Raw genomic sequence first — 18,747 nt, 5'->3', positions numbered from 1 at the left:
TAGCGTCTGAAAACGTTTACTACCGCAAAGGTTCGGGGGCGGCCGTGCTCAGATGGCGCTCAACCGCACCAGGACCGGCTCCTGACCGTCGGTTTCGACGCTCACGGTGATCGATCCTGCTCCGGTCGGTCGCACGACGGCGAGGGCGCGGCCGTGGAACGTGGTGTGTTCCGCGCTGTCGTAGCGTTCGGTGTTGTCCGGGCGCGCGCTGCCGAGGCCCTGGAGGATTCCGGCGCCCTCGACCGTGACGCGGACCCGGCGGTCGTCGCAGGTGACCAGGGTGCCGTTCGCGTCGCGCAGTTCGATGGCGATGTAGGCGAGGTCGGAGTCGGAGGCTTCCAGCGCGGCCCGCTCCGCAGTCGCCGTCAGCCGGGTCGCGCCGTCGGCGGAGCGCAGCGCGCGCCGGCCGGTCTCGCGCCCGTCGCGGTAGGCGACGGCGGCCAGTTCGCCGGGCTGGTACGCGATATCGAACAGCGCGGTCAGCGCCTCCTTCTCGCCGACCGGGCGTCGAGCGATGATCTCGCCGTCCAGGAGCAGTTCGATCTCGTCGGCGTCGCTGTAGACCTCGACGCGGATCGGGGTGCCGGGCTTGGCCGCCCAGGTCCAGCTCGCGATCGACTCGCTCCACGACCACGGCGCGTCCGTCCGGGTCCGCTCGAAGCTGTCCGGGTCCTGCACGGCGATGTACGGCTCGGTGCTCAGGCCGAAGACGATCTCGCGGAAGTACGAGGCGGGCCGGCGGTATCCGGTGATGTCGAGGTCGCCGCACCACGCGGTGATCCAGGGGAACGAGGCCTCGAAGCGGTGCGGGGTGTCGGTGTACTGGGCGCGCCCGACGCCGACCTCGCCGAGGTAGTCGAGCCCCGTCCACGTGAAGTCGCCGATCACGTGGGGGTTGGCGAGCACGATCGGCCAGGCCTCGGCTATGCGGCGCGGGAAGGTCTCGGAGCCGACGATGACGCGGTTGGGGAACAGCTTCTTGTCGAGTTCGTAGCGCGAGTCGCCGTAGTTGATGCCGGCGATGTCCAGGACACTGAAGGATTCGGCAGTGCGGTCGGTGACCACCTGGGACATGTTGTGCTCATGCTGCATCTGCCGCTCCGCGGCCATGAGTTCGTTGACGCCCGCGTCGGGGTTGGCATCGTTCGCGCGGCGGGTCTCCCGCACGAGTTTCGCGACTTCATCGAAGGTCGAGACCATGCCGTTGATGCCGTTGGTGACGAACCGGGTCGAGTCGAGCGATCGGATCTTCTCGGCGAGGCGTCGGCCGAGTTCGGCTCCGAGCCGGTCGCCGGTCTCGGGTATCTCGTTGCCGATCGAGTACATGATGACGCTGGGGTGGTTGAGGTCCTTGGCGACCATCGCCTCGATGTCGCGCTCCCACCATTCGGGGAAGGCAAGCGTGTAGTCGTTCTGCGACTTCGGCACGGTCCACACGTCGAACGCCTCGTCCATCACGAGCATCCCGACGCGGTCGCAGGCTTCGAGCATCGCGTCACTCAGCGGGTTGTGCGCTGAGCGGATCGCGTTGAAGCCGGCCTGCTTGAGCAGTTCGACTTTGCGCTGCTCGGCCCGCCCGATCGCGGCCGCGCCGAGGATGCCGTTGTCGTGGTGGACGCAGGCTCCGCGCAGCTTCACGCTTTCGCCATTGATACGCAGTCCGTGGCGCGGGTCGACCTGCAGCGTGCGCACGCCGAATCCGGTGCGCCGCGTGTCGATCGGGATCTCGCCCGCCCGCAGAGTCGCGGTGGCCGTGTAGAGGTGCGGTGTGTCGGGGCTCCACAGCTTCGGCTCGTAGACATAGGTGCGCACGCGGGCCGTCGTCGAGTGCCCGGCCCGCGTGGTCACCGGGGCCGATCCGGCCGCCACCACGGCGCCGGTCTCGTCGCTGATCTGCACCGTCAGCTCGACGGTTTCGGTGCTCAGCCCGTCGTTGCGCACCTCGACGGCCGTTTCGACCACGGCGCGTTCGGCGTCGATGTCCGGCGTGGTCACCCGCAGACCGTGGGAGGCAATGTGGACGAGTTCGCAGACGATCAGGCGTGTGTCGCGGTAAATGCCCGCGCCGGTGTACCAGCGCGAGTCCAAGTGCGATCGCGCCTCGACCCGGATCGTATTCGTCTGGCCGTAGCGCAGGTAGGGGTCGAGCTCGACCTGGAACCAGGAGTAGCCGTACGGACGGTGGTAGGCGGCAACGTCGTTGACGAAGACGGCTGCGTCGCGGTACACGCCCTGGAACTCGACCGCGACGCGCTTGGTGCGCCATTCTTCCGGCGCCTCGAACGCCTTCTCGTACAGGAAGCAGCCGCTGGGGAAGAAGGCGCGGCCCGGCCCGTTCTCCGGTGCACGCTCCTGGGAGATCAGCGCGTCGTGCGGCAGGGTGACGGGCGGCGGCTCGACGCTGGGGCCCGCGACCTGCTCGAAGACGCTCGCTTGCGTCCGGACGGTCCAGCCGGTGTTGAACGACTCGATGGTCATCGAGTTGACTCTCTTCCGCGTGTGGTCATCCGCGGCTCGGGCCGGGCGCCGGTCCGGCCGAGCCGCGGATGACGATATGGGTGCCCAGCACGAGGTGCTGGGGCTCTTCGGGGTGCAGGGCCAGGCGCACCGCGGCGCGCCCGAGCTCCTCGGTCGGCACGTGCACGGTGGTCAGCGGCGGCCAGAGGTCGAGTGCCAGGGGGATGTCGTCGTATCCGACGAGGGAGACGTCCTCGGGTACCCGCAGGCCGGCCTCGCGCAGCACGGCGAGCACCCCGGCGGCGACCATGTCGGTGGCGGCGAACACGGCGGTGAACTCCCGGCCCGTGGCCAGCAGCCGCTTGGTGGCGCGCGCGCCCATCTCGCGGGTGAACTCCGACGGCACGACGAGCTCGGGGTCGTGCTCGACGCCGTGCGCCTCGTGCGCGCGCACGAAGCCGCCGAGGCGCCCGGCCTTGGTGGTACTCGGCGCCTCGTCCGGGCGGTCGGCGCCGACGAAGGCGATGCGGCGGTGTCCGAGGGAGAGCAGGTAGCTGGAGATGGCGTAGGCGCCGCCGGTGTTGTCGTATTCGACGACCGTCGCCGGCACGTCGGGGCCCAACTGGGGCTGGCCGGCCAGCACCAGGCGGGATCCGGACTTGTCCAGGGCGTGCGCGAAGGAGACGAGCCTGGACCGGTGCGCCTCGTCGAGCCAGCCGCTGCCGACGAGGATGACCGCGTCGGCGCTGTGCTCGCGCATCGTTTCCAGGATCGCCAGTTCGCGGGCCGGGTCGCCGTGGGTGGTGCAGACCATGCACAGTCTTCCCTCGGCTGCGGCCTGCTCCTCGACGGCCTTGGCGACATAGGCGAACGACGGGCCGGTGATGTCGTCCACCAGGAACGCGACCGTCTTGGTTCCGCCCTTGGCCAGGGCACGGGCCTGCGCGTTCGGCACGTAGTCGAGCTCGCGCATCGCCCGCTGGACCTTCGCGCGGGTCGCCGCGGCGACCGGATAGTCGCCGGCGACGACGCGGGCGGCGGTCGCCGGCGAGACTCCGGCCCGCGCGGCGACATCGCGGATCGTCGCGCGCTCGGTCTCGGTGCTGCTCACTCTTCTGGCCACGTTGGATCTTCCTCGCCGCTGCTCGTCCCCGGGAACGCAATGGCCTGCGTCTGACGCGGCAAACTTAGCGCGCGCGTTGCGCGGGCCCCAACGCCCGCGCCGGTCGGAGGGGTCACGCGGCCCGCCCGAGCGTCTCGAGGTCTACCCGGTGCGCCAGGGGCAGGTTCGCGGCCAGCCGCTCGACCTCGTCGACCGCCGCGGTGCCGAGCCGGGCCAGTTCGTTGCCCTGCGACCCGGCGATGTGCGGGGTCAGGAACACGTTCGGCAGGTCGAACAGGACCGAGTCGGCCGGCAGCGGCTCGGGATGGGTCACATCCAGCAGCGCCGAGATGCGGCCGGTCTCAAGCTGCGCGATGAGCGCTACGGTGTCCACCAGTTCGCCGCGTGCCGTGTTGATCAGGACGGCGCCGTCGCGGATCCGGGCGAGCTCGTCCGCGCCGATCATGTGCCGGGTCTCGGCGGTCAGCGGCGCGTGCAGGCTGACCACGTCGCAGGTCTCGAGCAGCTCGCCCAACGAGACCTGCCGGACGTCGTCGAGTTGGACGTAGGGATCGTAGACGCACACCTCGAGGTCGTGCGGTCGGAGCAGTTCGATCACCCGGCGGCCGATGCGCGAGGCGCCGACGATGCCCACGCGCCGCCCGTAGTTGCCCACGCCCGGCTCGACCTGCGCGATGACGAACCCGCGGTTGCGCGCGTAGCTCTCCCTCAGTTCGAAGGCGCCCTTGCCGGCCAGCAGGATCGCTCCGAGCGTGTACTCGGCGACCGGGACGGCGTTGGCGTCCGCGGCTGAGGAGATGGCCAGGTTCCGCTCGCGCGCGGCGAGGTTGGCCAGGTACTTCACGGAGCCGGCGGCGTGCACGAGCGTGGTGAGCCTCGGCGCTCTGGCCAGCACGTCGGCTTCGAGCGGCGGGCAGCCCCAGCTGGTGATCAGCACATCGGCGTCGGCGAGCGCGGCGGCGGACGCGGCGTCGGCGAAGGAGTGGGCGACCAGGCCCGGGTCTATGTCCACCAGAGAGGTCAGGCGCGCCATCACCGGCTCGGGGAAGAGCAGGGGGAGGTGCTCCGGGCTCATGGCGAACAACGCCTTCAGGCGTGCAGGCATCGACAGTCCTTCAATCCGACGACACAAAAAGAAACCGGTCTCTACCGTAAGGAGCACTCCCGGGCGCGGTCAAGAGCCTCGGCCTCTCATGAAAAAGGCCACCAAAGGCTCCCGGCTGACACCTTTGGTAACGCATCCGTAACGGCGTCTTGTGGCGCACGCCACTCATCTTCTACCTTCGCAGAGACCGGTCTCTATCGCTTTCCTGGGCTCAACCTGTTGCCGCCGAACGCGTCGGCCGCTCTGGAGACGCCTGGGCCCTCTTCTTCCTACAGACAGGATTCCGAGCATGATCCCTAAGACATGCCGCACGGCAGCAGCGTTGCTCGCGGTCGGCATCGGGCTGATCAGCGGGTGCAGCAGCACATCGAGCCCGTCGAGCAGCCAGACGGGCTCCGCGGCGAAGCCCGCCGTGCTGAACTTCTGGGGTTGGGCCAACGGCCAGCCGGCCGTGGTCGCCGCGTTCAACGCGAGCCACAAGAACATCCAGGTCAAGTACACGACGGTCACCTCCGCCGCGTACCTGCAGCAGCTGAGCAACGCCGTTAAGGCCGGCAACGCCCCGTGCCTCGTGCAGAGCACCGCCGAGAACCTGACGACGCTGGTCTCCCAGGGCGAAGTCCAGGACATCAGCCAGTACGTGGCCTCCCACCAGTCCGAGTTCAACGCCGGCGCGTGGGCCGGGGCGAACGTCGGCGGCAAGGTCTACGGCGTGCCGACCAGTTCGGCGCCCGCGTTCACGATCTACCGTACCGACGTGTTCGCGAAGTACGGGCTGACCCCGCCGACCACGTGGGACCAGTTCATCGCCGACGGCGAGGTGCTCAAGGCGCACGGGATCTACATCACCAACTACGCCGGCGAGGACCCGAGCACGCTGGAGACTCTCGCCATGCAGGCCGGCGGGCACTGGTACAGCATCGACGGCAACTCCTGGAAGGTGAACTTCCAGGACGCCGGCACCGAGAAGGCGGCCGCGGTCATCCAGAAGATCGTCGACGACGGCCTCGACTCACAGCTCTCCTTCGCGGACTACGCGGCGGTGCAGCGCAACTTCGACAACGGCGGCACGGTCACCCGGCAGATCTCCACCTGGCAGATGGGCGGGATGGTCAAGAACTTCACGAAGTCCGACGGGCAGTGGGCGCTGTCGGTGTGGCCGGAGTTCGCCGGTGAGGGCGCGAAGACCCCGGCGGGCACCAACTCGAGCGGCGGGCTGACCCTCGTCACCTCCGGGTGCAAGGACGCCGCCGACGCCGCCACCTTCGCGCTGTACCTGTCGACCGACACCAGCGCCGTGAACACGATGGCCAGCCCGACCACCGGCGACGCCCTGATGCCCGCGCTCGCAGGCACCGCCTCGCTGGTCGGCGAGACCATCTCGCAGAAGCTGCTCGGCACGAACTACGACGCCGCCAAGACCGTGGTGGTCAACAGCCTCTCCACCGTGACCACCGACTGGACCTTCGGCCCAGACTGGACGGCGATGTACGCCGAGCTCGCCGACGGGTGGGCGAAGGTGCTGACCAAGCAGGAGACCCTCACCGCCCTGCTCGCGCACATGCAGCAGTGGACGGTAGCGGACCTGAAGTCCCGCGGAATCAACGTCGAAGGCTAAAACCAGTGACCCGCTCACTCCGCTGGAAGGGCGCGGCCTTCTCCGCGCCCTTCCTGGTCGGCTTCATCTTCCTGTTCCTGATCCCGATCGGCTACGCCGTCTACCAGTCCCTGTACTCGGTGCAGCAGTCCGGGCTCGGCCTCGGCGGCTCCACGACCGAGTTCGTGGGCCTGCGCAACTACGGCCAAGGCCTGACCGATCCGGACTTCCGCAGCGCGCTCATCCGGGTGTTCCTGTTCGCCTGCATCCAGATCCCGCTGATGCTCGCCGTCGCCCTGCTGATGGCGCTGCTGCTGGACGCGGCCAGCGCCCGGGTCGCCGCCCGGTTCCGGCCGATGCTGCTGGTGCCCTACATGATCCCCGGCATCGTGGCCGCCATCGTCTGGGTCAACCTCTACAGCCCCGACGTCGGCCCCCTCACCCCGTTCGGGCGCCTGTTCGGCTTCGCCTGGAACTTCTTCTCGCCCGCGATGGTCTGGCCGTCCATCGGCAACCTGCTGACCTGGCACGGCATCGGCTACAATATGCTGATCATCTACGCCGCCCTGCAAGGCGTGCCGCGCGAACTGTTCGACGCCGCGCGCGTGGACGGCGCCGGAGAGCTGCGCCTGGCGACGAAGATCAAGATTCCGGCGGTGCGTCCGGCCCTCGTGCTGACCGGCATGCTCTCGATCATCGGGATGCTGCAGATCTTCAACGAGCCCATGATCTTCCGCGAGGTCACGCCGCAGACCGTCACCAGCGCCTTCACGCCCATCATGGCCATCTACAACGAGGCGTTCAACGCGGGCAACTACAACTACGCCGCCGCCCTGTCCGTCATCCTTGCGCTGATCCTCGGCGTGGCCTCGTTCCTGTTTTACAAGCTCACGTCCAGGGAGGTCGCCTGATGCCGACGAACACCGCGGCGCGGCCCAAGGGTCCGGTGATCCGCAAGGCCGCCCCGGCCCCAGCCCAGACGCGCCCGCCGAGCCGGAGCAACCGGAAGCGCTCGGACCGGTTCGTGCTCGCCGGTCTTGCGCTGTTCGCGCTCTACAGCGTCTTCCCGGTCTGGTGGCTGATCGTCGCCTCGACCAAGGACGAGGCCGGGCTGTACCAGACCAACGGCCTGTGGTTCTCCGGCATGCACCTGTGGCAGAACGTGCACATCCTGTTCACCTATGACGGCGGAATCTTCCTGCGCTGGATGGCGAACTCGTTCCTCTACGCGGGCGTCGGATCCCTCGGCGGCACCATCGTGGCGATGGCGGCCGGATACTCGCTCGCGCGGTTCGAGTTCCCCGGCAAGAAGGCGGTGTTCGCGTGCGTGGTCGGCTCGTTCCTGGTGCCGTCCGCGATGCTCGCCCTCCCGCTCTACCTGCTGTTCTCCTCCTGGGGGCTGGTCGACACCCCGTGGGCGATACTTCTGCCGTGCCTGGTCAACCCGTTCAGCGTCTACCTCGCGAAGATCTACACCGAGTCCGCGATCCCCCGGGAGCTGCTGGAAGCCGCGCGCCTGGACGGCGCGGGCGAACTGCGGATCTTCGTCAGCATCGTGCTGCGCATGATGACCACCGGCGCCGCCACCGTGTTCCTGCTCGCCTTCGTGGGAACCTGGAACAGCTTCTTCCTGCCGCTGACGATGCTGCGCAGCGAGCAGAACTGGACGCTGACCCTCGGGTTGTTCGACTGGACCGGCCTGCGCCTGGAGGGCCAGGACCTGACCGGTCTCGTGCTCACCGGCGCGCTGTTCTCGATCATCCCGCTCGCCATCGTGATGATCGCGATGCGGCGCTACTGGAAGACCGGCGTGGCGATGGGCAGCATCAAGTGAGCACGCTGACCAACCCGGTCATCCGCGGCTTCGCCCCCGACCCCTCGATGATTCGGGCGGGGGCGTGGTACTACGTCGCCACCAGCTCCTTCGAGTGGTTTCCGACCATCCCGATCCACCGCTCCCGCGACCTGGTCAACTGGGAGTTCGCCGGGCACGTGCAGCACGCCGTGCCCGGCGGCTCCCTGTCGGGGGTTCCGGACTCCGGCGGCATCTGGGCGCCCGCGCTCAGCTGGGACGGGCGCCGGTTCTTCATCGTCTACGCGGTCGTCCGTTCCTTGCAGATGTCGTACTTCAACCTCGAGACATACATCTGCACCGCGGACGACCCGGCAGGCGAATGGAGCGAGCCGCGCCGCGTCGCGGGGCACGGCTTCGACCCCTCGCTCTTCCACCACGAGGGCCGGCTGTGGCTGCTGAACCTGCAGAACGACCACCGCCCCGGCGGCAACCGCTTCGACGGCATCGTCCTAACCGAGCTCGACCACGACACCTTCCGCCCGATCGGCGAGACCCGGATGGTCTTCCAGCGCGACATGGAGCACGAGCGCTTCGTCGAAGGACCCAAGCTGCTCCACCACGACGGCTGGTTCTACCTGCTGCTCGCCGAAGGCGGCACCGGCTACGAACACGGCGTCCTGGTCGCGCGCAGCCGCAGGATCACCGGACCCTACGAGGCCGATCACAGACCTCTGCTGACCTCCCGGGACGACCCGTCCCAGCCGCTGCAGAAAGCCGGACACGGCGAACTGGTCCGGGCACCCGACGGCCAGTGGTTCCTGAGCCACCTCGCCTCGCGCCCGGTGCAAACCGCCCGCGGCCCGCGCTGCACACTCGGCCGGGAAACCGCGATCCAGCCGGTGGCCTGGGCCGCCGACGGCTGGCCGCGCCTGAAGCACGGAGGCTGGCACCCCGCGGTTCACGTCGAGGTGCCCGACCCGCCCGGCGACCGCGACGGCGCCGCCGACCCGCCGCCTGTGCACGCTGCCGACGAGGAACTGCCGGGCTGGCCGTGGAGCACGTTGCGCGAACCCGTCGACAAGACGTGGTCCGACACGTCCGCGCGTCCCGGATGGATCCGGCTGCGCGGCAGGCACGGCCCGGAGTCCCTGTGGGGCCAGAGCCTGCTCGCGCAGAGAATCACTGAGCACCGAAGCCGGGTCGAGGTGACTGTCGACGCCGCGCCCACGACCTACACTCAGGCCGCCGGACTGGTGCTCTGGTACAACACAGAGGCCTACTTCACCCTCGACCTCACCTGGACCGAACCCGCGACCGAGCGACAGAACGGCCAGCAGTGGCGCAACCAGGGTCGCACCGTGCTGACGCTAACCACCCGCGACCGCCACGGCACGCGCATCGAGGCCACCCGCCAGATACCGGCCGGTGAACCGGTCACGATCGGCGCGGACATCGACGGCGCCGACGCCCGGTTCTGGATGCGCCGCAACGGAAGCGAGTGCCCGATCGGCCCGGTCCTCGACTTCAGCGAACTGTCCGACGAAGCCGGCACCAGACTGCGCTTCACCGGCGCGTTCGCCGCGATCCACGCCGTGGACCTCGTCGACGGCGCCTTCACCGCCGATTTCACCGACTTCCGCCTCACCGCCTCACACGCGTCTGACGATTGAGCAGCGTCCTGTCGCAAATCCAAATTTAATGGAGACCTAAGAGGTCGCAGAAGCCTCGTTCATGGGATACGAACCGGTCCCCGCTGATATAGAGCACGCGCGAGATCGATACAGGCGAGTGCCAGAGAAAGGCATACTAATGCAGCGCAGGACAGTGCTCAAGACCATGATCGGCGCGGCGTTCATCCCGGTGGCCGCTGGATGTAGCTCCAGTTCAGCGTCATCCTCGTCGTCGACTTCGAGTTCAAGTTCCGCCAAGACCTATTCGCTGACCTTCGACGCCAGCTCTCCCACGACCCTGTCGAAGACGGTGAGTGTGGGCGGCAGGTCGGTGACGGTCAAGTACAAGTTCTACCCGAACAACGTCTACGTGAAGAACCCGGTCGACTACAAATACCAGTCCCTCAACGTCAGCGTTCCAGTCGAGATCGACGGGAAGTCCATCGACGCGTCGAACGCGCCGATCATGTTCGCGATCAACGTGGGCGGATACACCTCCTCCTCGACGTACGGAGCGACCGCGCAAGGCGGCGGCACTTCCAGTGGCAACTACGGCGGCGGATTCAGTAGCGGCTCGTCCGGGAGTTCCTCCGGCGCGCCCAGCGGCTCAGGCGCGCCGAGCGGTTCCTCGGGCGCGGCGTCCGGTGCCTCGTCGGTGGGCCTGGGCAGCTCGATGGGCAGCTCCTGGACCAGCTACGACAATGGTGAATACGCGCTGGCCAGCGGATACGTCGTCATCGAGCCCGGCTGCCGGGGACGGGACCTGAAGAACTCAAGTGGCGACTACTACGGCAAGGCCCCCGCGGCGATCGTCGACCTCAAGGCCGCGCTGCGCTACGTGCGCCACAACACGAACATCCCGGGCAACAAGGACTGGATCATCACCTCAGGCGGCAGCGCGGGTGGCGCACTGTCCGCGCTCGTCGGCGCCTCCGGCAACAGCGCGCTCTACGAGGCGAGCCTGACCGCCCTCGGCGCGGCCAGCGCGGACGACAACGTGTTCCTGTCCGCCTGCTACTCGCCGATCACCGACCTGGAGCACGCAGACGGGCAGTACGAGTGGATGTGGAGCACGCTGAGCCTGCAGTCCGGCAGCCTCAACAAGACCGTCTCCGCGACCCTCAAGGAGCAGTTCGCCACGTATCAGAGCTCGCTCGCACTGTCCGGGATCAACGGCTACGGCACGCTCAGCGCCGACAACTACTCCGCGTACATGATGAAGGAGTACCTGATCCCGGGCGCCACCAACGCATTGACGAACACACTGACGTCCTCCGAAAGATCGTCGTACCTCGCGAAGAACACCTGGATCACCTGGTCCGGCAGCGAGGCATCCTTCACCTGGGCCGACTTCCTCGAGCACGTCGGCACCCGGATGAAGAGCGCCCCCGCCTTCGACACCTTCGACCTGTCGGCGGCCGAGAACATCGAGTTCGGCAGCGCCACGGCCAACGCGCGCCACTTCACCCTCTACAGCCTGCGCCACCAGAGCGGCAACTCCTCCTCCGAGCTCGACAGCGACCTGCCGGCCAAGCTCAACCAGATGAACCCGATGTACCACCTGGCGAACAAGAACTCCTCCCGCGCCAGGCACTGGTGGCTGCGCACCGGAACCCTCGACACCAACACGTCGCACACCGTGGTCTGCAATCTGGCCGCCGCCACCAGCGGACTCGGCGATTCGGTCGACTCCGCGCTCTACTGGGACGGCGGTCACGCGGTCAACTACGACGCACCCGACCTGTTCGCCTGGATCAAGAAGCTGACCGGCTACTCGGCGAGCTGACGGCAATAGTCGCGCAAGAACGCTGAGATAGAACTGCCTCGTCATCGCTGGCCGCCGCGAGCAGATCCTGCGATCAGGGGAACGCACATGAAACGCTCCCGACTATTCAGTCCGAGACGCCGCCGGGCGCGGCCCCACAAAAGCGTGGACCAGGCGAAGCGTCTGCCAAGAATCGCGTATCAAGTATCGAGGAGGAAGAATGGCCGACCGCAGTTCGGCGCACGTGGAGTTCCGCCAACGGCTGGCCAGGCAGATCCACGCGTCGGTCCGGGCAGCGGTCGAGTGCGCGCTGTGTCCCGAGATCACGCCCGAGCGCGGCATTGAGATCATTTTGACGAGCTCGGTGACGGACCTGAGCCGCACGTATAAGCTCACGCACGCCGCGAGGGAGCGCGTCGACGCCACGGTCACGGACGAGGCCTGGCGCGGCGCGGCCCTCGGTTGGATCACCGCGTTCCGGGCCGAGCACAGCCATGGGCCGACCTGGTCGAAGTTCCTGCACGCCGAGACGATCTGGCCGGCCGAAACCTCCGTCTACCTCCGCCGCGTCGTGATGGCCAAGCTCTACCAGCGCGGTTATCTCGACGGGACCAAGACCCCCTTCGGCCTGACAGCTTGTGAGCAACCCCTCTCGCGTTCCGTGCCCGCGCAGCACATCGGCGCCGCGCATGCCTCCCGGAGCATCACCACCTAAGTGCTCGGAACTTCCGGCGCCCCCGACGGCGGCACCAGCGCGCCCGAGATCGTCGGCAACCAGTCCAGCCTCTGCCTGGACATGCCGCGCAGCTCGGACGCCAACGGCACCGCGAACGCGATGGCCATCGCGAGGAAGGTGGCCAGCAGCCGTGTGGGAAAGAGGATGATGGTCACGGTCGCCAGGAGGAAGAGGTTGGCGAACAGGGTCACGTGGTCGACCCGACCCGCGAGAGCGCGCACGACATGGTGGTAGGCGAAGTAGGAGCGCGCGATGGCCACGGTTCCAGCGAACCAGCCGTAAGGCACACGAGCCGCAACCGAACCAGCCCTCTCAGGACGGCGACTGACTCGGCGCGACGTGGTGCGTTCCCGAATGGTGGCTGGCCGACGCAGCGACGGGAGGCGCACTAGGGCTGGCCGCAAGCAGCGCCACGGCAATAGCGCCAGCGGCGGCCAGCGCCCCAATGCTGCCGAGCGTCATGTTCTGGCGTTTGCGTCCTCGCCGGTCGCCGCGCTCGCGGACGCCGTGCGCCGAAAGGCGCGCGTGCGCGTGCAGGTTGGCGAAGTCGTAGAGCTCCTCGACGAGTTCGTCGTGCGGGTGCGCGCTCGTGCGCCCAAAGTCCAACGCTGCGCGGCCGCGGATCACTCGTGCCCGCGCTTTGCGGAGCGTCACGCCGGTCTCGGCCGCGATGTCCTCGTAGTCCTGATCGCAAAGGTAGTGCAGCACCGTGGCGCGGCGCTGATCCTCGTTGAGCCCACGCAGCGCGTCAACGAACCCAAGCCGCCCGGCCCCCGCCGGCGTGCCCCCGGCAGGGCGCGCCCACTCCTGGCGCCACTGCAAACCCGTCAGATTCCAGGCGACGATCCGGACCCACGAATCCGGCGCCGTCTCGAGATCGAACTGCGACCGGTAGTCCCAGGCGCGGATGAACGCCTCCAAGACGACCGCCTGAGCCTCCTCCCAGTCACCGGTCATCGCGTACAGCTGGCCGACGATACGGGAGTAGGACACTGCGAAGAAGGCGTCGAAATCCTCTTCCCCTATCACGGGCGCCCCTTGCGCGAGGGCCTGCGGCATCCGGCCGGGGAGAAGCGGATGCTTCTGTTCACGCGGTGAGCGCCTCTGGTGTTGCCTAGGGTGCTGCGGCCTGCGCACTCGTCTACCGCCGGCGCGGAGTCGAGGAGACTGTGCGGGCTGATTTGGACTTGGGCGAGGTGTTTGGGAGATGCCGTAGGCCGCAGCGGGCTCCAATTTCCTGCGACCTCCGGCATTGTCGGTCGCTCGACCTGGGAGTGTGCGGACGGCCGCAGTGACGGGGCCGGTGGGGCACAGTCACTGGACCCGCTGGGTGCAGCCCTCGCCTGGATCCGCGAGACCACCCGACCTCGCTCCAAACGACCCTGCTGGATCGCCGTCTCCGGTCCCGGCGTGTGCCGGGCGATCGCCTGCTGGCCCGCGCCGGGGGTCTGGCGTGCCGCGGGCCCATCTGCCGCCGGGGTCCGGGCGCGACGAGTCGAGTCGGCTGTCGGGATCGCGGGGAGATGGCGATGATGCCTACGTCGCCGCTTGCCCGTCGGCGCAGGCGAGCCCAGCGGCGGCGTGCCGTGCATGACCGCGCCTGCGTGCTCGCCGGGCATGGGCATCTCCTTGTCGATGTTGCGCACTGCCGTCGTGGCGTTGTGGCAGACCACGACTGTGCTCATTGGTGTCAGGCGGATCGACCGGCCGAGGTGGAGAGTGCAACTGCCGTCGAACTCAATCTCGGTGTCCAAGCCGAAGGCGTGGAAGGTGAAGTGCTGTTCGCCGATGGGTGTCCATCACGGTCAAGAAGAAGGCGGCCTGGTAGTAGTCGGCCTAGTGGAGTGCAATGCTTCGATGCCGATAACCTCCGCGCCGAACAAGGGCGTATGACGTTCGAGGCAAGTCTGGCGATCGGTCAGTTCTCCCCAGCCAGGGCTTGGGCCGGCATCGCTCCGGAACCCCAACGGATGACATCCTTTCGAAAACGGTTACAGAAGAAGACTGAACCCCCGCGCAGCGCCCCGCAACAGGCGTCCGGCCATCGAGACACGGATATTCCCGCACAGACCTCCGCTCAGAGCGGCAGGCGACCGACCTGCGCAAAAGCCGGCCAGGCGAACAGCAGGAGCCGGCCGTCGGCACGGATCTGCGCTGCCCCGTGGGAGAAGCGAAGCGGATCGGCCAGACTCACCCGGCCAGGGTGTTTCAGAATCTCCGCGCGACGATGCCGCCGATCACCAGCTCGCCGAAAGACGCGGCGCCTGCTCCAGGACGGGACCACCGGGATCGAGCAACAAGTACGCCGCCGCCCGCTTCAACGTCGGCCTCAAGCCCCTCGGGCGCGGGCCGTATCAAACACCAGCCCACTAAGATCGCGGCATCATTCCAGGCGGAGGAGCGGCGCGACAGTCTCAACCACGCTGGCTGCCGCACGGCCGGTAGAAACACGAACCGTGGACACGCAGCCGACGATCATCGCGGAGCCCACGCGTGGACCGCGACCCGAACCGGTGGATGAACTGCGCGGACGAGATTTTCGGCAAGTACAGCCTCTACAGCGGCCCCGGTTACGGCTGGACGCCGGTTAGCCGAGCCAGGTCACGCGCAGCACCAGGACCAGCAGGTCCGGTTCGTAGATGAGGATGCTGACCTGTCCGCGGCCGCCGGGTAGGGCCAGGTGGCGCACGTTCTTGCCGGTCGGCTCGGTGGGGGAGCGGGCGTAGTCCATGGGGTCGAAGACCACCGCGTCCATCAGCGCGTCCAGTGCGGCTACGGCCTCGGGCGGCAGGCCCTCGGTGGCCGGGTGTTGCGGATCCTCGTGTTCCCAGCGGTAGAGGCTCACCGGTGCAGGTACTCGGGGTGCGCTGTGATCCATGCGTCCACCGCGGCTTCGCGCTCGCTGCCACGCACCAGGCGGCCCTCGGCCGCCCACTGCGCCTGCAGCGCGATACCGAGCCAGGTGCGCAGCGTCTGGGCGAGGTCATCAAGCGAGCCGGTTCGCGCGCTGCGACGGATGGATGCCTCCACGTCGTGCTCGAAGGGCGCGAGATCGCTGAACGGCGCGAGCTGGTCGCGCACGGCCAGGATGGACAGCAGCGGGGTCTCGTGCTCAAGCGCCGAGGTCGTCATGCCCCCACACGCTACCGGCTCAGACTGACAATCGACGAACCTGAGCCTGAACGCGGCAACGACACATCGACGTTCCATGCTTCGAGGTGCTCAGGCCACAATGCCGCACCGGCCAAACTCGAGGCTTGTCAGTCTGTCCAGGTCAGTTGCCGAGTCGCCGGTCTGCTTCGAAGGCGAGGGTGAGTTCGGCGAGGCTGCGCGGGTCGGTCAGGGAACGTCCGGTGCGTTCTTCCAGGCGGCGTAGCCGGTGCCGAATCGTGTTGGGGTGCACGAACAGCCTGCTTGCCGCCTGGTCGGCGGAGCCGCCGGCGTCGAGCCAGGCGCCGAGCGTTGTCAGCAGCAGTTCGCGGTCGGCCACCGGGAGCGAGTCGAGGCCCTCCAGAGTCGTATGCGCGAGCCGTGCGCCGACCTCGGGGGCGGTGGCTGCCGCGATCGCGAGCGGGTGGCGGTCGAAGACGACCACCCGATGCCCTTCGTACGCGCTGTGCTGGGCGATGCGGGCGAGTCGGTGCGCGTCGGGCGTCTCGCGCAGGTCCTGATATTGAGGGCTGATTCCGACGCGGCCGGTCGTGGCCGATTCGATCTTCGCGACCAGGTCGTCGAAGCGCGGCCGGTTCGATTTCAGGTTCGCGACGCCGACGTACACGTCGTGCTCGAGTCGCCAGGCTGAGGTGATTCCCAGGTCTTTAAGATCGTGCTCGATGCGCGGCAGCGGATGTCGGCCGGTCTCGGTGGCCGAGGCCAGGACGACGGCATAGGGCCCCTTCCGCGGTAGCCGTAGGATCTCGGCGGCATCCCAGATGCTGGTCTCGGCGAGGCGGCCCTGGATCAGCGCTTGGACCAGGGCCGACCGCTCCTGCTCGCGCACGAGGACCTGGGAGGTGATCTCCTCCCGGTAGCCCTCGGACATCGCGGCCGTGTACTCGTCGAGCACCCGCCACATCTCGGAGGCCGCCGCCAGCGCCGCATGAGTACCGACTTCGGTGCGCGCGGCGGCGAGGGCCAGTTCGTCCCACAGGTAGCGCGCGGCGACCCGGTAGGCGTCCATGACCGCGGCGAGCGGCAATCCGGCCTGGGCGCGCGCCCTGCCGTACTGCCGGGACGAGAGCGCGGGCCGCGCGGAGCGGCCGGCCATCGGGGAGAAGATCAGGAGCACGTTGTCGAGGCACGCTGCGCGCAAGTCCTCCGGATTGACGGTGTCCGTCTGGTAGACGGGGACCGCCTTCCGGATCTGCTCGGCCATGGCGTCCGCCAGCTGATCGGCCCGTCCGAGCAGTTCGGAGCCGAGGCGCGCGACGTCGTCCACAAGCCCTGATCGTACGCCGGACCCGTCACTGCGCATGAAGCGCGTTGCGGAGCGTGTCGACGGCGAGGCTGATCGCCAGCTGCGCGCCGTTGGTCTCGCGCAGGGCGTTGAGCATGACGAAGTCGTGGATAACGCCCAGCACGCGAACCGCAGTGACCTCGACACCGGCCGCGCGCAGTTTCGCGGCGTAGGCCTCGCCCTCGTCGCGCAGCACGTCGGCCTCAGCGGTGATCACCAGTGCGGGCGGCAGGCCGGCCAGCTGCTCCGGGTCCGCACGCAGCGGGCTCGCGGTGACGGCGAAGCGCCGGTCCGGGTCGGTGGTGTACTGGTCCCGGAACCACTGCATCGCGTCGCGGCGCAGGAAGTAGCCGGTGGCGAACTGGTGGTAGGAGCCGGTGTCGAACGAGGCGCCGGTGACCGGGTAGAACAGCACCTGGTGCCTCAGCGGGACATCACCGCGCTCGGCCGCCATCAAGGTGAGCGCTGCGGCCATGTTGCCGCCGACCGAGTCGCCGGCCACGGCGATGCGCGTGCCGTCCAGTCCGTGGTGCGCGCCGTCGGTGACGACCCAGCGGGCGACGGCGTAATTCTGCTCGATCGCCACCCGGTACCGGGACTCGGGGGAGAGAGCGTACTCGGGGAAGACCACGGCGATCCCGGCTCCGGCGACGAGTTCGCGTACCAGCCGGTCGTGCGTGTGCGCGTTGCCGAACACCCAGCCCGCGCCGTGGATGTAGATGACGACCGGGAGCTCGCCGACGGTGCCGACGGGCCGGATCACGCGGACGTTCACCGAGCCGGTCGGGCCGCCCTGGATGTTGACCCAGTGCTCGTCGACCGGCTGCTTGAGGATCTGGCCGGACTGCACCTCGTCTACGGCCTTGCGGCCCTCGGTTGGACCGAGGTCGAACAGGTACGGCGGATTCGCGGTCGCCGCGGCGAAGTCGGCGGCGGCCTTCTCGAGAACCGGAATGACCGGCTCGGTGGCGTCGGACATGGAATCCTCCTTGATCCTTCTCGGTGGCGACCAGGTCATCCGTGCTCTTTGATGAAGGCGAGCGCGGGATCGGCCACGTCGCGCCAGCCGTGGTCGAATACGAGGGAGTGGCCGCGGCCGGGGATCTCCAGGTAGCGCGTGACGGCCTTGTTCCTCTTCTGCTTGCGGTAGGCGGCCTTGGCGATCGCGGGGGCGGCGATGTGGTCCTTCTCGCCGGTGATCAGCAGCAGCGGCCCGCGCCGTGGCGTGCGTGAGTCGGTTTTGGCCTCGGTGAACGGGTTGACGTTGGCGGTTGCGGCCTGGAAAAGCGGCACCCCTGAAGCCGGAACGACCAGCTCGTCGTACAGGCGCTGGGACTCGTTCGCGCCGAGTTCGTTGGCGAACGAGTAGCGGAACTGTTCGAGCGTGAGCATCACCGAGCGTCGGTAGTTCGCCGGGTTCCCGATCACCGGCCAAGCGCTCTTCAGCGCCGGGAACGGCAGTGGCAGGACCCCGCGGAACGGTGCGGGATCAATCGCGACGGTCGCGGCCGCGATGCCGCGCCCGGCCAGCTGCTGCACGAGCAGTCCGCCGAACGAGTGACCCACCAGCGCCGGGCGCACATTGAGCCGTTCGAGGACATCCTGAAGATGGTCGGCGACCTGCTTGATCCGCTTGCGTGCGAACAGTTCGGGATGCGCGCGGCCCTCGGCCACCGTCGCCGGGTCATCGGGCCAGCCCGGCGCCAGCGTCGCGTATCCAGCGGCCTCGAACATCTCCCGCCACGGCTGCCACGAGCTGGGCAGCAGCCACAGCCCGTGCACGAACGCGACCGGCTTGAGACCCGATGCGTTCACCCGTCCGACCTCGCTCATTTCACGCTCAGTGACACTCACCGCAGACCGCCTCCGATCCCCACAGCGGGGCTCTCACCTGTACCGACGGTCACGATCATGAGGCTGGGAAGCAGCAGCGTCATTGTCACGGGATACACGGCGAACAGTCCCAGAATGTCGCCCCGAACAACGCCGAACCATGAGAAGGGACGCGGTGGGGGGGGGGGAGGTGTGCGGGATGCGCACGGG

16 protein-coding genes are annotated in these 18,747 nt (G+C 68.4%); 6 read left to right on the top strand and 10 right to left on the bottom strand.

Translation table 11 applies throughout. The annotated features are described in order from the left end of the window. Positions 1–48: 48 nt before the first annotated feature. The 3 genes from KDK95_RS21295 to KDK95_RS21285 all read right to left on the bottom strand — a co-directional run bounded on the left by KDK95_RS21295 (position 49) and on the right by KDK95_RS21285 (position 4,685). Entirely contained in the window at positions 49–2,478 is a 2,430-nt protein-coding gene (locus KDK95_RS21295) for a glycoside hydrolase family 2 TIM barrel-domain containing protein (protein WP_212519998.1), read from the bottom strand. Positions 2,479–2,503: 25 nt separating this feature from the next. After that, positions 2,504–3,580: a LacI family DNA-binding transcriptional regulator gene (locus KDK95_RS21290; RefSeq protein WP_212519997.1), complete on the bottom strand. Its 1,077-nt coding sequence runs from the start codon at positions 3,578–3,580 to the stop codon at positions 2,504–2,506. 112 nt (positions 3,581–3,692) lie between these two features. Continuing rightward, a complete protein-coding gene (locus KDK95_RS21285; RefSeq protein ID WP_212519996.1) occupies positions 3,693–4,685 on the bottom strand; it encodes a hydroxyacid dehydrogenase in 993 nt (330 codons plus the stop codon). 289 nt (positions 4,686–4,974) lie between these two features. Between KDK95_RS21285 and KDK95_RS21280 the strand changes: the two genes are divergently transcribed. The 6 genes from KDK95_RS21280 (at position 4,975) to KDK95_RS21255 (ending at position 12,227) form a co-directional block, all read left to right on the top strand. Continuing rightward, on the top strand, positions 4,975–6,303 hold the full coding sequence (locus KDK95_RS21280) for an ABC transporter substrate-binding protein (RefSeq protein WP_212519995.1): 1,329 nt from the start codon (positions 4,975–4,977) through the stop codon (positions 6,301–6,303). A gap of 5 nt (positions 6,304–6,308) precedes the next feature. Beyond that, complete coding sequence (locus KDK95_RS36030) at positions 6,309–7,193, top strand: carbohydrate ABC transporter permease (RefSeq protein WP_212519994.1); 885 nt, start codon at positions 6,309–6,311, stop codon at positions 7,191–7,193. Then, positions 7,193–8,116, top strand: coding sequence for a carbohydrate ABC transporter permease (locus KDK95_RS21270; RefSeq protein WP_212519993.1), 924 nt, complete (start codon positions 7,193–7,195; stop codon positions 8,114–8,116). Before KDK95_RS36030 ends, KDK95_RS21270 begins: the two co-directional genes overlap by 1 nt. Further along, on the top strand, positions 8,113–9,747 hold the full coding sequence (locus KDK95_RS21265; RefSeq protein WP_212519992.1) for a glycoside hydrolase family 43 protein: 1,635 nt from the start codon (positions 8,113–8,115) through the stop codon (positions 9,745–9,747). The genes KDK95_RS21270 and KDK95_RS21265 overlap by 4 nt, the downstream gene beginning before the upstream one ends. 139 nt (positions 9,748–9,886) lie before the next feature. Beyond that, on the top strand, positions 9,887–11,533 hold the full coding sequence (locus KDK95_RS21260; RefSeq protein WP_212519991.1) for a subtype B tannase: 1,647 nt from the start codon (positions 9,887–9,889) through the stop codon (positions 11,531–11,533). Positions 11,534–11,732: 199 nt separating this feature from the next. After that, positions 11,733–12,227 (top strand): hypothetical protein, encoded by a 495-nt coding sequence (locus KDK95_RS21255; RefSeq protein WP_212519990.1) that lies wholly within the window; start codon positions 11,733–11,735, stop codon positions 12,225–12,227. On the opposite strand, the gene KDK95_RS21250 is transcribed toward KDK95_RS21255, so the two are convergent. From KDK95_RS21250 to KDK95_RS21220, 7 genes are all read right to left on the bottom strand, one after another. Then, positions 12,224–12,508, bottom strand: a complete 285-nt coding sequence (locus tag KDK95_RS21250; protein WP_212519989.1) for a TMEM175 family protein — start codon at positions 12,506–12,508, stop codon at positions 12,224–12,226. The two genes, KDK95_RS21255 and KDK95_RS21250, sit on opposite strands and share 4 nt — an antisense overlap. A gap of 52 nt (positions 12,509–12,560) precedes the next feature. Next, positions 12,561–13,307 carry a sigma factor-like helix-turn-helix DNA-binding protein gene (locus tag KDK95_RS21245; protein WP_212519988.1) on the bottom strand — a complete coding sequence of 249 codons (747 nt, stop codon included), beginning with the start codon at positions 13,305–13,307 and terminating at the stop codon, positions 12,561–12,563. Positions 13,308–14,835: 1,528 nt separating this feature from the next. Further along, on the bottom strand, positions 14,836–15,093 hold the full coding sequence (locus KDK95_RS21240) for a hypothetical protein (RefSeq protein ID WP_212519987.1): 258 nt from the start codon (positions 15,091–15,093) through the stop codon (positions 14,836–14,838). Further along, a complete protein-coding gene (locus KDK95_RS21235; protein ID WP_212519986.1) occupies positions 15,090–15,380 on the bottom strand; it encodes a hypothetical protein in 291 nt (96 codons plus the stop codon). The genes KDK95_RS21240 and KDK95_RS21235 overlap by 4 nt, the downstream gene beginning before the upstream one ends. A gap of 142 nt (positions 15,381–15,522) precedes the next feature. After that, a complete protein-coding gene (locus tag KDK95_RS21230; RefSeq protein WP_212519985.1) occupies positions 15,523–16,686 on the bottom strand; it encodes a PucR family transcriptional regulator in 1,164 nt (387 codons plus the stop codon). 25 nt (positions 16,687–16,711) lie between these two features. Next, entirely contained in the window at positions 16,712–17,683 is a 972-nt protein-coding gene (locus tag KDK95_RS21225; RefSeq protein ID WP_212519984.1) for an alpha/beta hydrolase, read from the bottom strand. Between the two features lie 35 nt (positions 17,684–17,718). Further along, complete coding sequence (locus tag KDK95_RS21220; protein ID WP_212519983.1) at positions 17,719–18,537, bottom strand: alpha/beta hydrolase; 819 nt, start codon at positions 18,535–18,537, stop codon at positions 17,719–17,721. Positions 18,538–18,747: the final 210 nt, after the last annotated feature.

The sequence above is a fragment of the Actinospica acidithermotolerans genome (genome assembly GCF_018139625.1).
Classification (GTDB): Bacteria; Actinomycetota; Actinomycetes; order Streptomycetales; family Catenulisporaceae; genus Actinospica; species Actinospica acidithermotolerans.
The sequence above is the reverse complement of the archived record's forward strand: the minus strand, read 5'-3'. Positions and strand labels throughout refer to the sequence as shown.

Coding starts and splice junctions, on each gene's coding strand:
- KDK95_RS21245 (WP_212519988.1), bottom strand. CDS start 13,307: ATGCCGCAGGCCCTCGCGCAAGGGGCGCCCGTGATAGGGGAAGAGGAT.
- KDK95_RS21220 (WP_212519983.1), bottom strand. CDS start 18,537: ATGAGCGAGGTCGGACGGGTGAACGCATCGGGTCTCAAGCCGGTCGCG.
- KDK95_RS21285 (WP_212519996.1), bottom strand. CDS start 4,685: ATGCCTGCACGCCTGAAGGCGTTGTTCGCCATGAGCCCGGAGCACCTC.
- KDK95_RS21280 (WP_212519995.1), top strand. CDS start 4,975: ATGATCCCTAAGACATGCCGCACGGCAGCAGCGTTGCTCGCGGTCGGC.
- KDK95_RS21260 (WP_212519991.1), top strand. CDS start 9,887: ATGCAGCGCAGGACAGTGCTCAAGACCATGATCGGCGCGGCGTTCATC.
- KDK95_RS21270 (WP_212519993.1), top strand. CDS start 7,193: ATGCCGACGAACACCGCGGCGCGGCCCAAGGGTCCGGTGATCCGCAAG.
- KDK95_RS21255 (WP_212519990.1), top strand. CDS start 11,733: ATGGCCGACCGCAGTTCGGCGCACGTGGAGTTCCGCCAACGGCTGGCC.
- KDK95_RS21225 (WP_212519984.1), bottom strand. CDS start 17,683: ATGTCCGACGCCACCGAGCCGGTCATTCCGGTTCTCGAGAAGGCCGCC.
- KDK95_RS21295 (WP_212519998.1), bottom strand. CDS start 2,478: ATGACCATCGAGTCGTTCAACACCGGCTGGACCGTCCGGACGCAAGCG.
- KDK95_RS21235 (WP_212519986.1), bottom strand. CDS start 15,380: ATGACGACCTCGGCGCTTGAGCACGAGACCCCGCTGCTGTCCATCCTG.